Raw genomic sequence first — 11812 nt, 5'->3', positions numbered from 1 at the left:
GAAAAGAAACATTTTGACTGAAAATAAATTGATAAATTTTAAGGAGTGACTTTACAATGACAATGATTACAGATGTTTATGCTCGCGAAGTATTAGATTCTCGTGGTAATCCAACAGTTGAAGTAGAAGTATACCTTGAGTCAGGTGCAATGGGACGCGCATTAGTACCAAGTGGAGCTTCTACAGGTGAGTACGAAGCAGTTGAGCTTCGTGATGGTGGAGAGCGTTATATGGGCAAAGGAGTTCTTCAAGCGGTTGATAACGTAAATGAAGTAATTGCTCCTGAGCTAATCGGTTTCGATGCTCTTGATCAACTTGGAATCGACCAATTAATGATCGACCTTGACGGAACAGACAACAAAAGCAAATTAGGTGCGAACGCGATCCTTGGTGTGTCTATGGCTGTTGCTCATGCTGCTGCTGACGCTCTAGGTGTACCTTTATATGTGTACCTTGGCGGATTCAACGCGAAGCAACTTCCAGTACCAATGATGAACATCATCAACGGTGGTGAGCACGCTGATAACAACGTAGACATTCAAGAATTTATGGTTATGCCTGTAGGTGCTGAAAACTTCCACGAAGCTCTTCGCATGGGTGCGGAAATTTTCCATAACTTAAAATCTGTACTAAAATCAAAAGGCTACAACACAGCTGTAGGTGATGAAGGTGGATTCGCTCCAAACCTTTCTTCAAACGAAGAAGCACTTTCTACCATCATCGAAGCAATCGAAAAAGCTGGTTTCAAACCAGGGGAAGAAGTTCAACTTGCAATGGACGTTGCAGCTTCTGAAATCTACAACAAAGAAGATGGAAAGTATCATTTAGCTGGTGAAGGCAAGAGCCTTACATCTGAAGAGATGGTTACGTTCTACGAAGATCTTTGCTCAAAATACCCAATCATCTCTATTGAAGATGGCTTAGACGAAAACGATTGGGAAGGTTTCAAACTTCTAACAGATCGTCTTGGTGGCAAAGTTCAACTTGTTGGTGATGACTTGTTCGTTACAAACACAACAAAACTTGCTGAAGGTATCGAAAAAGGAATTGGTAACTCAATCTTAATCAAAGTAAACCAAATCGGTACTTTAACAGAAACGTTTGAAGCTATTGAAATGGCGAAGCGTGCTGGTTACACAGCTGTTATCTCTCACCGTTCTGGTGAAACAGAAGATGCAACAATCGCTGACATCGCTGTTGCAACGAATGCTGGTCAAATCAAGACTGGTGCTCCTTCTCGTACAGACCGTGTGGCGAAGTACAACCAACTTCTTCGCATCGAAGACGAGCTTGCTAACGTAGCTACTTACGGCGGTTTATCTGCATTTTATAACTTGAAAAAATAATGAAGTATGAAGAACGCGTTCCCTAATGGGAGCGCGTTTTTTTGGGGTGGGGGGAGAACTTTCATAGCGGACACCAGGTACCTTATTTCTAGAAAATCTTTCTTTTTAAGGAGTGAGCGGCCACCAGGTACCTTATTGTATGAAAATCATGAGAAAACAGCTTTCTATTAGCTAAATAGGGAACCTCCTGTCCTTTTCTAGCCTATACAGTACAGTTTTGCTTCAAATAAGGTCTCCTCAGTCCGCACAAGAAGAACCGAACGTCAAGCTTAGTGTTACAAATTCCACAACCTCAATAAACCTTACAAATAACCAAGAAAAGTTTGTGAGATTTAATTACTGATTTTACCATATAAAAGGGAACATCTATTATTCTTAAGGTAAGCTACTTACATGCGATCTAATGTGTTTGAACCTCTTCGTGCCTTCTCTACCTATGATTGTTCGACACTCAAACTATATCAAAAATTTGATTAGAGGAGAGAATCACCATGACGACAACCAAGTTGATTGATTTATCACAAGAAATCTATCAAGGTATGCCGGTCTTGCCCATACAGCAACAAACGGTTATTTTTCAAAATATATCTCATGAGGTAACAAAGCAAAAATTAGGATTTGAATTTGCAACAAATGGGTTGATTCTGAATGAACATGTACCAACGCATAGTGATGCCATTTATGAATATGATCCAGATGGTCCAACCATCGACGAAATGGACTTAAACTCTTTTTATGGACCGGCTATTTGTCTTGATCTCTCTCATATTGAACCAGATCAATTTATTATGAAAAAAGATATAAAAGAATCGGTGAAACAATCAGGAGAAAAAATTGAGGATGGTGACATTGTTCTTCTTTATACCGGTCATTACGAAAGAGCTTATGGCGGAGAGGAGTGGTTTACACGTCATACAGGTTTACATTATCAAGCAGCAAAATGGCTGGCAGAAATGGGAGTGAAAAACATTGGAATTGACGCTCCTTCTATTGACCAAACGAATGACCGTAAATTTTCGGGACATCTCGTTTGTAGAGAATATCAAATTACGAATACAGAAAACCTTTGCAACTTACGTGAAGTGGTTAACCGGTGCTTCCTTTATATCGGTCTGCCATTAAAAATTAGAAATGGAACAGGCTCTCCAATTCGAGCAGTAGCCTTGTTAGTGGATTAAAGAAAGCCTCTAAAAAACAGTATTGATTTTAGTCAGAGTAAACGTATCTTTTTCTGACATTCACTACTGTTTTTTTCTATGAAAACACTCTATTAGTACAGAGGAAAGAGCTTAAAAGATCGATACAGGCTGAAAAAGTAGATAGTCCCGATGCTTTGTTCATCTAGAACAAAACGAGTAAAACGAGAGAAATGAAGCTCGAATAGTCAATTTAAAAAGCTTGTAAGGAAACTTTACTATATTTAACAAAATAAGTTCCTTTTCTATTAGTCTTACCTTATATTCGAATTATCTAAAAATCAGACAAATTATTGTGGATTGTAACTAGTCATATAAAAAGGGTTCACTTGAAAGGAGATTGGTTCATCTTATCTACTGAAAACGAAAAGGAAATGTCGATATCTCACTGGAGCTGAAAAAGGAAACAAGGGAGGAAGAATATGAAGAAGAGTAACATTAACGAAGTGTTCCATAACATCGCAAATAGTTCAAGTATACCTAATACAAATAAAGGTGGTGCAACGCATGTCTAGAGAAGCCGTAAATGGATCAAGTCAAGTTGTTGTCAATAGTCAAGCAGTCGCTGCAGTGAACAAAAAGAGTAGTGAGTGGATGAAGAAAGTGTTGCCACCTGTTGTCGCCCTTCTTTCATTTATTGTGTTTTGGCAAGTAGCTGTAACGCTACTCGGGACCCCACATTATATTCTGCCAAAGCCAACAGACATATTTGATGCCGCTGTGAAAAATTGGAGCAATCTATCAGCCGCCTTACTGACGACCATCTATAGTGCGGTATCTGGATTTATTTTAAGTGTCATAGGTGGAATTGGAGTCGCGGTTTTAATGGCGAGTTCAAAAATGGTTGAGCGAAGTTTCTATCCTTACGCCATCATTTTACAAACAATTCCAGTTGTTGCGATTGCCCCGATCATTGTGATCTGGTTTGGGTCTGGAATGAATGCCATTGTTATTATTGCTTTTACGATTGGATTTTTCCCAATGTTATCAAATACGTTAATTGGTCTAAATGCGACCGATCACAATATGAAAAATCTCTTCTACCTTTACAATGCGTCTAAATGGCAAGTGATGTGGAAACTTCGCTTTCCTGCAGCACTTCCCTATATCATTGCAGGTGCAAAAATCTCATGTACGTTGGCAGTTGTTGGAGCCATTGTTGGAGAGTATATTGCAGGCGTTGGTGGAGGAGCTGGTGGATTAGGGTATGCCATCACCGTTGCAGCATCTAGATTACAAACACCGTACCTTTTTGCTTTAGGTTTATCTGCTGCTGTTTTAGGTATCGCCTTCTTTTTACTTGTTAGTTATATCTCAAGAATATTCTTAGGATCTTGGCATGAATCGGAAATGGAACAAGAGTAAAAATATTTGAATATTCATTTAATTTGAAGGGGAGATGTGAAATGAGAACATCAACGGCAGAAAAGAAAGCACTAGCAACGTCGATGTTGCGAATTAACAATGTTAGTAAAATTTATAATGGGTCGATAACGGCATTAAGTGAAGTGAATCTTGATATTCCAGAAGGGGAATTTGTCTCATTTGTAGGTCCTTCTGGTTGCGGGAAATCGACTATTTTTAAGATTATTGCTGGTTTAAGTGAACCAACATCGGGACAAGTGGAGATGATCGATTCCTCGCAACGAGAAACAGCCATTGATCGAAATGAAGTCGGATTTGTATTTCAGCACGCGACTTTATTACCATGGAAATCAGTTCTCGATAATGTCTCTCTTCCATTAGAGCTAAAAGGAGTTTCGAAAAAAGAGCGACAAACTAGAGGCAAGGAAGTTCTTGAAATGGTTGGCCTTGCAGGGTATGAAAAAGCACTCCCAAGACAGCTTTCAGGGGGGATGCAGATGAGGGTTTCGATTGCTCGTTCCCTTATTGCGAAGCCAAAGCTGCTGTTAATGGACGAACCATTTGGTGCTTTAGATGAAATGACGAGACAAAATTTGCATTATGAGTTACTGAAAATCTGGGAAAAAACAGGGATGACCGTTTTATTTATTACTCATAACGTCTTTGAATCGGTGTTTTTATCAACGAAGATTGCGGTTATGAGTGCAAGACCTGGACGAATAACAGATGTGTTTGATGTTCCCGCGTATGAACGTGATGACACGTTCCGAAGTACGCCAGAATTTAGCCATTTGGTTGGAGAAATATCAAAAGGGTTAAAACATTAAAGACTGTTCGAGCAAGTGGCCTTAAATTAGTTTGAATATTGTGTAAACTATACAAACAGAAAACAGAGTATGTTTTCCATAAAACCGTGTAACGATAGCTCAGAAACTGAATGATTACTCGAGCAGGTCGCCAAACCATTTGCCTAGAAAACGCTCACTTTTCTATTGTGAATTCAAGCTTTTTTGTGGTACAGTAATATAAGCGCAAACTGTGCTTGGAGGTGTAGGAAACGTGCAAATGGTAGCAACCGTTTTACTTGTTATCGTATCAATTAGTTTAATTGCTGTCGTACTATTGCAATCAGGTAGAAGTGCTGGTCTTTCAGGAGCGATTTCTGGTGGAGCTGAACAGCTTGTTGGAAAGCAAAAAGCTCGTGGGATTGATGCAGTACTCATTAAAGCCACAGTTGTTTTAGCTGTGTTGTTCTTCGTTTTAACCGTTATGGTTGCATATTTCTTGTAATGTTCAAGCAGTGGGTGCCTATGCCCACTGCTTCTTTGCTTTTTATTGGACAGACGTTTTATATCAGTAGTTGTTGGGAATAAACTAGGGAGTGATACATATAAGGCATAGTAGGATGCTTATAGCAAACGAGAAAGGTGGGGGATTATATGATTGGCTGTCTATGTTTACATGGGTTCACAGGGGAACCATGGGAAGTAGAGCCGGTCTCAACCTATTTTCTTGAAGAGAAACGCTGGCTTGTTTATACTCCGACTTTGCCAGGACATGGCCCTAACGGCAATTTACGTGACGTCACGTATCAGGAGTGGGTGTATGCCGCGGAAATGTCGGTTCAGGAGTTATTGAAGCGTTGCGAGAAAGTGTATGTGATAGGTTTTTCAATGGGCGGAATGTTAGCCTGTTATATTGCAGCTAAGTACAACGTCTCAAGGCTTGTTTTGTTAAGTGCAGCTGCTTACTATGGAAATCCTCAACAACTATTGCAAGAATTAAAGGATAAAGTGCGCCTTCATGTACAAGGGAAGCTTAATGCAGATGAGCATTTTCTTTTATATCGAAAAAAGATTATGGATACACCGATGACGGCGGTTTTTCAATTTATGCAAGTGGTAAAAAAAATCAAGCCGTTTGTAAAAAAAGTAACGGTTCCTTGTCTGATTTTACAAGGAGAGCTTGATGGGATTGTTCCGAGAAAAAGTGCTCTTTATTTGTATGAAAACATTCAGTCTGAAAAAAAAGAGCTTAATTTCTTACCAGAGTCAAAGCATTTGATTTGCCATGGCTTTGAAAAGAAGATACTAATTAATAAGATCGAGGCATTTTTGTGTAGAGAGGAAGATGAAGATGAAAGTGGTTGCACCTAAACCATTTACGTTTGAGGGAGGGAAACGTGCTGTTTTGCTGTTGCACGGGTTTACAGGAACAACAGCAGATGTGAGAATGCTTGGCAGACATTTGCAAAATCAAGGATATACATGTCATGCTCCGTTATATAAAGGACATGGTGTCCCTCCTGAAGAATTAGTACATACAGGTCCAGAAGATTGGTGGCAAGATGTTGTAGAAGGCTATGAATTTTTAAAAAGCAAAGGGCATGAAGAAATTGCTGTTTGTGGGCTTTCGCTCGGAGGGGTATTCTCACTGAAAATCGGGTACACTCTACCTATAAAGGGAATTGTGCCGATGTGTGCCCCGATGAAACCCAAAACGGAAGATGCCATTTATAAAGGTGTTCTAGCTTATGCTAAGCAATATAAGCAGCTAGAAAAGAAGCCAGTCGACCAAATTGAAGAAGAGATGGAAGCATTTAAGGATTCACCAATGGGAACATTAAATGGCTTACAAGGGTTAATCAACGATGTGAAGGACCATCTTGATTTCATTTACTCACCCACATTTGTAGTCCAAGCACGTCATGATCAGATGATTGATATTCAAAGTGCCAACATCATACATGATCAAGTAGAATCGGAACAAAAATCATTAAAATGGTATGAAGAGTCAACTCATGTCATTACATTAGATAAAGAAAAAGAACAGCTTCATGATGATGTGTATCAATTTTTAGAATCTCTAGATTGGACCGTCTAGAATAGAAAGAAGCTGTTACCGAAAGGAGTTCTAACATTGAATGAAGATCTAATTCAACGACTGTTGTCGCACTTTCGCGAATCAGCCGAAAAACCTCTTTCTATTAAAGAGATTGAAGAAGCGTTTGGCATTGACAACAGTGATGAATTTAAAGAACTAGTAAAAGCATTAAACGAATTAGAAGACCGAGGACAAGTTGTGCGAACAAGAACAGATCGCTACGGTCTTCCTGAAAAGATGAACTTAGTACGAGGCCGCGTTCAAGGTCATGCTAAAGGCTTTGCCTTTATCCTTCCAGAAGTAGAGGGAATGGATGATGTGTATGTCACTAGCGGTGATTTAAATAGTGCAATGAATGGTGATACAGTCCTTGTTCGTCTGAATCAAAAGTCATCAGGAACAAGACCGGAGGGGCAAGTAATTCGAATCGTTGAACGTGGGACAACAGAGGTTGTCGGCACGTATCAAGATCAAGGTTCATACGGATTTGTCGTAGCGGATGACAAACGTGTGGCCAATGATATTTTTATTCCACAAGACCAAGCTCAAGGTGCTGTGGACGGACACAAGGTCGTCGTTAAAATTACAAAGTATCCTGAAGGTAGAATGAGTGCAGAAGGGACAGTCATTAAAGTATTAGGTCATAAAAATGATCCAGGGATGGATATTTTATCGATCATTTACAAACATGGCATTCCAATTGAGTTTCCTGATGAAGTGATTCAACATGCGAACTCGGTACCAGACCAAATCGATCCAGCTGACTTAAAGGATCGTCGTGATCTTCGTGATGAGACGATTGTTACGATTGATGGTGCGGACGCGAAGGATTTAGATGATGCCGTTCATGTCAGACGTTTGGAAAATGGCAACTACTTGTTAGGAGTTTCGATCGCTGATGTGACTCACTATGTAAAAGAAGGGTCACCGATCGATTTAGAAGCAGCTGATCGTGCCACGAGTGTGTATTTAACAGACCGAGTGATACCGATGATTCCACACAGACTTTCTAACGGAATTTGTAGTTTAAATCCGAAAGTCGATCGTCTAACACTCACATGTGAGATGGAAATTGATCCAAACGGAAATGTTGTTAAACATGAGATTTTCCAAAGTGTGATTAAAACAACAGAGCGAATGACGTACTTTGATGTAAATCAAATTTTGGTTGAAAAAGATGAGGAAACTCGTAAAAATTATGAGTCCCTCGTTCCGTTTTTTGAAGATATGGAAGAGCTTGCGGCGATTTTACGGAAGAAACGTTTCGAGCGCGGGGCGATTGATTTTGACTTTAAAGAAGCAAAAGTACTTGTGGATGAAGAAGGCAAACCAACCGATGTTGTTATTCGAACTCGTTCTGTGGCAGAAAAGCTCATCGAAGAGTTCATGTTAGCAGCGAATGAAACCGTTGCGGAGCATTTCCACTGGTTGAAGCTTCCGTTTGTGTACCGAATTCATGAAGATCCTGATGCGGAAAAGCTAGGGAAGTTCCTTGAGTTTATTACGAACTTCGGTTATGTTGTTCGCGGAAATGCAAACACGGTTCATCCTCGTGCTCTTCAAAAGCTACTTGAAGAAATTAAAGGCGAGCCAGAAGAAACAGTTATTAGCACGGTTATGCTTCGTTCGATGCAGCAAGCGAAATATGATGTGAATAGTTTAGGTCACTTCGGGTTATCAACCGAGTTTTATACTCACTTTACATCACCGATCCGTCGTTACCCTGACTTGCTTGTGCACCGCCTTATTCGGGAGTATTTAATTAAAGGAAATGTGGATGAAGCGACTCAAGAGCGTATGAATGCTGTTTTACCGGAGCTTACACGCCATTCTTCAGAAATGGAGAGACGAGCAGTAGAAGCAGAACGTGATACGGATAGCATTAAAAAGGCTCAGTATATGGAAGACAAAATTGGTGAAACGTTCACAGGTATGATTAGTGGTGTAACGAACTTCGGGATGTTCGTGGAACTTGAAAATACAATTGAAGGTCTCGTTCACGTGAGTTACTTAACAGATGATTATTATCATTATGATCAAAAGCAGTATGCGATGATCGGGGAGCGTACTGGAAAGACATTCCGCATCGGTGATGAAATCGAAGTAAAAGTAACGAACGTAAATGTCGATGAAGCATCCATTGATTTTGAAGTTGTTGGTATGAAGCCGAGAGAGCGCCGTGAAGTTCGTGACCGTCCAAAAGTCATTGTTGGTGGAAAGCGTGAACCACGTGGTGGACGTGGCGGCGCTGGAGGCGGCCGTGGTGGTCGTGGGGCTGCTGGAGAAGGTCGCGGAGGCCGTGGATCTGGCGGAGAAGGCCGTGGCAATAATGGTGCGAAAAAAGATGACCAATCTGGTGGAGGTCAAAAGCGTAAGAAAAAGAAATTTTATGAAAATGCACCGAGTGCGAAACGGAAAAAAGGGAAGAAGCGTAGGAAATAAGGTAGTTCGCATCAAGCCAGTTAGGCATATGATCCTAACTGGCTTGATATTATATGGAGAGAGGCTTTTTACATAATGAAACGAAGGGGGCTCATTATGGCGTATGTTTTTTTAGCCATTGGAATCGTTTCAGAAATTTTTGGTACGGCCATGTTGAAAGCGTCAAATGGGTTTACTAAATTATTTCCGGTTATCGGCAGTATCTTAGGGTATGGTTTGGCTTTGTTTTTCTTATCGTTGTCATTCAAGTCGATTCCACTAAGCGTGGCCTATGCAACATGGTGTGGAGTGGGGATCGCTGGTGCATCTTTAGTTAGTTATTTTATTTGGAATGAAAAAATAAGTCCAATAGGATTGGTAGGGATAGGGTTTATTGTGATCGGAATTGTTTTAGTCAATGTTACTACTCCATCCGAACAAACGAAGAAACTAATTAAACAAGTTGAGTCAAGTCAGACTAATTCTTTATAGAATCATCTTCGAACATTGACGGTTCGCTTTTTCGTTTGCTATCATTAAGAAAATGTCATGTCACAAAAGGGTGTAGAAGATGGCTGTTAAAGACAAAGATCGTAATGTGATTGCTCAAAATAAGCGAGCAGGGCATGATTATTTTATTGAAGAAACATATGAAGCTGGAATGGTTTTAAAAGGGACAGAGATAAAATCGATGCGTGCTGGTCGGATGAACTTAAAAGACTCGTTTGCTCGTATTTCAAATGGCGAAATGTATCTTCATAACGCTCATATAAGTGAGTACGAACAAGGGAATCGCTACAATCACGAACCAACACGTGCGCGTAAGTTACTTCTTCATAAAAAGCAGATTAATACACTAATCGGTCAAACTCAACAAAAAGGATATTCACTTGTTCCATTGAAAGTGTATATTAAAAACGGATTTGCAAAAGTGTTAATTGGTCTTGCGAAAGGGAAGAAGAACTATGACAAGCGAGAAACGTTGAAGCGTCAAGATGCGAAACGTGAAGTCGATCGAGCGCTAAAAGAACGCATGAAAGGCTAATTTACTTGAATGGTTTTACTGGTAGTTAATTACCAGTTGCATGAATAACTCAGTGTGCTATAATAATAAATGTCCAGAGCGAGAGATCATCTTATTGCCTGGACATTCTTTTACCGCTTAGCTTGCAAGGGAAACCTTACAGCTAACTTCATTTTGGGGACGTTTTGGATTCGACAGGGATAGGTCGTACTTGCGTGGCGAGTCGAGGGGGTCGGCCTCGTTAAAACGCCAAAGCCAATTAACTGGCAAAGAAAACAACAACTTCGCACTAGCAGCTTAATAGCGCTTTGCGGTTCCACCCTCCATCGCCCATGTGGTAGGATCTGGGACTCACTCTAAGTGGGCTACGCCGGTTACCCTCCGTCTGAGGGTGAAGGAAGAGACTAATCAGACTAGCCTCATGGAAGCCTGTCATTGGGCCGAAGTGTTGGCGAAATGCTAATACAGTGACTACGCTCGTAGAAGCGTAAGTGTCGTTATTCTTGGACGTGGGTTCGATTATGGAAATAGTCGCCTCATGTGGTGACACATGAGTGAATAACTTGGCTTTATCGATGAAGTCTACGTCATCTTTGGATGATAAGGTAACATCGAGCGGTATGTGGAGCAATCCAACAGCCGTGTATCGACTTATAGGCTGCCTATTTGTTAGGTAGTACTAGGATGAAGTATTCAGTCAGGAGTCTGACAAATTTATGTACTTCATAATACGCCAAGGGACTTGATGAAGGTCAAGTTCAAGATATAGTCAGTGCCAATGCGAAAGCTTGGAACAACATGTCCCACCGTCTCCACCAAAACCATACCGTGAACCGCATGACTGCAGAGGTCATGCGGTTCTTTTTGTGTTTAAGAAGAAAAGAAGTCATGTTCAAATTGCCGTTTTGAGATCAGTGCGTCTGGAGTGTACTTGCCGTTTCGTCTTGTAACTATGTTGTATTTATGAAGAATAAGGTTTGCTCTTTTGATTTTTTGAGGAATTCTAAGATAGGGAATGATTGATTTTAGTAGATAAAATATATCTTCTTTGTTTTTTATTATTAGAGAAAATGAATTCTTATGAAATGAGGGATGGTAATTTTTTTTCGAAGAGATGTAACCACCCGTAAGTTGTTGGATATAGATTAATAACTCTTTATCTGTACTAGCAATAGAGATAACGGGCCTACGGTTTTCGGAGCGATTGATTTTAGTTAAGGTAATTGTTCCCTCGCCATCAATAATACCAGCTAAATAAGCGGCTTCCGTTCTGGATAACATCTAAAAAAGCCCCCTTCAAGAACGTTTGTTTAAGGCGTGAAATGTAAACGGACCGTTACGGAAAAAGTAATAAGAAACAACAAAGTATATGAAAACAGTTTTTATAATGATATTATCGCTCGACTTTATAAGACAACTCTTCTTGTTAAAAAATCGCACATCTTTTTATTTAACAGGTTCTCATAACTCTCCTCAATGTTCGAAACTAGTCAGTTGTCACTGTGTCTGTGAAATTAATCAAGGGTAAAACTTATCCTCATTACTCACAATTGTATTCACATAACCACAGGAAGTCT

Annotated in this window: 11 protein-coding genes and 1 other RNA gene; 11 read left to right on the top strand and 1 reads right to left on the bottom strand. The window is 40.1% G+C overall.

The window, feature by feature from the left end; genetic code table 11:
• Positions 1-56 precede the first annotated feature (56 nt).
• From eno to ssrA, 11 genes are all read left to right on the top strand, one after another.
• The gene (gene eno, locus N0O92_RS00640; RefSeq protein ID WP_315612665.1) at positions 57-1346 is read left to right on the top strand and encodes a phosphopyruvate hydratase; all 1290 of its coding nucleotides are present in this window, start codon (positions 57-59) and stop codon (positions 1344-1346) included.
• Positions 1347-1837: 491 nt separating this feature from the next.
• Positions 1838-2524 (top strand): cyclase family protein, encoded by a 687-nt coding sequence (locus N0O92_RS00635; protein ID WP_315612664.1) that lies wholly within the window; start codon positions 1838-1840, stop codon positions 2522-2524.
• Positions 2525-3049: 525 nt separating this feature from the next.
• Positions 3050-3907: an ABC transporter permease gene (locus tag N0O92_RS00630; RefSeq protein ID WP_315612663.1), complete on the top strand. Its 858-nt coding sequence runs from the start codon at positions 3050-3052 to the stop codon at positions 3905-3907.
• 41 nt (positions 3908-3948) lie between these two features.
• Positions 3949-4734 carry an ABC transporter ATP-binding protein gene (locus tag N0O92_RS00625; RefSeq protein ID WP_315612662.1) on the top strand — a complete coding sequence of 262 codons (786 nt, stop codon included), beginning with the start codon at positions 3949-3951 and terminating at the stop codon, positions 4732-4734.
• A gap of 238 nt (positions 4735-4972) precedes the next feature.
• Entirely contained in the window at positions 4973-5197 is a 225-nt protein-coding gene (gene secG / locus N0O92_RS00620) for a preprotein translocase subunit SecG (protein WP_396334458.1), read from the top strand.
• Between the two features lie 149 nt (positions 5198-5346).
• Positions 5347-6063, top strand: a complete 717-nt coding sequence (locus N0O92_RS00615; RefSeq protein WP_315612660.1) for an alpha/beta hydrolase — start codon at positions 5347-5349, stop codon at positions 6061-6063.
• On the top strand, positions 6044-6790 hold the full coding sequence (locus N0O92_RS00610) for an alpha/beta hydrolase (RefSeq protein WP_315612659.1): 747 nt from the start codon (positions 6044-6046) through the stop codon (positions 6788-6790). Before N0O92_RS00615 ends, N0O92_RS00610 begins: the two co-directional genes overlap by 20 nt.
• Before the next feature lie 36 nt (positions 6791-6826).
• Positions 6827-9232 (top strand): ribonuclease R, encoded by a 2406-nt coding sequence (gene rnr, locus N0O92_RS00605; RefSeq protein WP_315612658.1) that lies wholly within the window; start codon positions 6827-6829, stop codon positions 9230-9232.
• A 96-nt stretch (positions 9233-9328) separates the two neighbouring features.
• Positions 9329-9703: a DMT family transporter gene (locus tag N0O92_RS00600; RefSeq protein ID WP_315612657.1), complete on the top strand. Its 375-nt coding sequence runs from the start codon at positions 9329-9331 to the stop codon at positions 9701-9703.
• Between the two features lie 79 nt (positions 9704-9782).
• Positions 9783-10256: an SsrA-binding protein SmpB gene (gene smpB / locus N0O92_RS00595; RefSeq protein ID WP_315612656.1), complete on the top strand. Its 474-nt coding sequence runs from the start codon at positions 9783-9785 to the stop codon at positions 10254-10256.
• Positions 10257-10419: 163 nt separating this feature from the next.
• Positions 10420-10757, top strand: a transfer-messenger RNA (tmRNA) gene (ssrA, locus tag N0O92_RS00590).
• Between the two features lie 348 nt (positions 10758-11105).
• Here ssrA and N0O92_RS00585 read toward each other — a convergent pair.
• The gene (locus N0O92_RS00585) at positions 11106-11516 is read right to left on the bottom strand and encodes an LAGLIDADG family homing endonuclease (protein WP_315612655.1); all 411 of its coding nucleotides are present in this window, start codon (positions 11514-11516) and stop codon (positions 11106-11108) included.
• Positions 11517-11812 lie beyond the last annotated feature (296 nt).

Origin of the sequence: Alkalihalobacillus sp. MEB130 (assembly GCF_032335535.1) — a bacterium.
GTDB lineage: Bacteria > Bacillota > Bacilli > Bacillales > Bacillaceae_D > Halalkalibacter.
This window is presented reverse-complemented; position numbering and strand designations above follow the sequence as displayed.

Bases quoted from the DNA above. Each gene is read 5' to 3' on its own strand.
- eno (WP_315612665.1), top strand. From the start codon at position 57: ATGACAATGATTACAGATGTTTATGCTCGCGAAGTATTAGATTCTCGT.
- N0O92_RS00635 (WP_315612664.1), top strand. From the start codon at position 1,838: ATGACGACAACCAAGTTGATTGATTTATCACAAGAAATCTATCAAGGT.
- N0O92_RS00630 (WP_315612663.1), top strand. From the start codon at position 3,050: ATGTCTAGAGAAGCCGTAAATGGATCAAGTCAAGTTGTTGTCAATAGT.
- N0O92_RS00625 (WP_315612662.1), top strand. From the start codon at position 3,949: ATGAGAACATCAACGGCAGAAAAGAAAGCACTAGCAACGTCGATGTTG.
- secG (WP_396334458.1), top strand. From the start codon at position 4,973: ATGGTAGCAACCGTTTTACTTGTTATCGTATCAATTAGTTTAATTGCT.
- N0O92_RS00615 (WP_315612660.1), top strand. From the start codon at position 5,347: ATGATTGGCTGTCTATGTTTACATGGGTTCACAGGGGAACCATGGGAA.
- N0O92_RS00610 (WP_315612659.1), top strand. From the start codon at position 6,044: ATGAAAGTGGTTGCACCTAAACCATTTACGTTTGAGGGAGGGAAACGT.
- N0O92_RS00600 (WP_315612657.1), top strand. From the start codon at position 9,329: ATGGCGTATGTTTTTTTAGCCATTGGAATCGTTTCAGAAATTTTTGGT.
- smpB (WP_315612656.1), top strand. From the start codon at position 9,783: ATGGCTGTTAAAGACAAAGATCGTAATGTGATTGCTCAAAATAAGCGA.
- N0O92_RS00585 (WP_315612655.1), bottom strand. From the start codon at position 11,516: ATGTTATCCAGAACGGAAGCCGCTTATTTAGCTGGTATTATTGATGGC.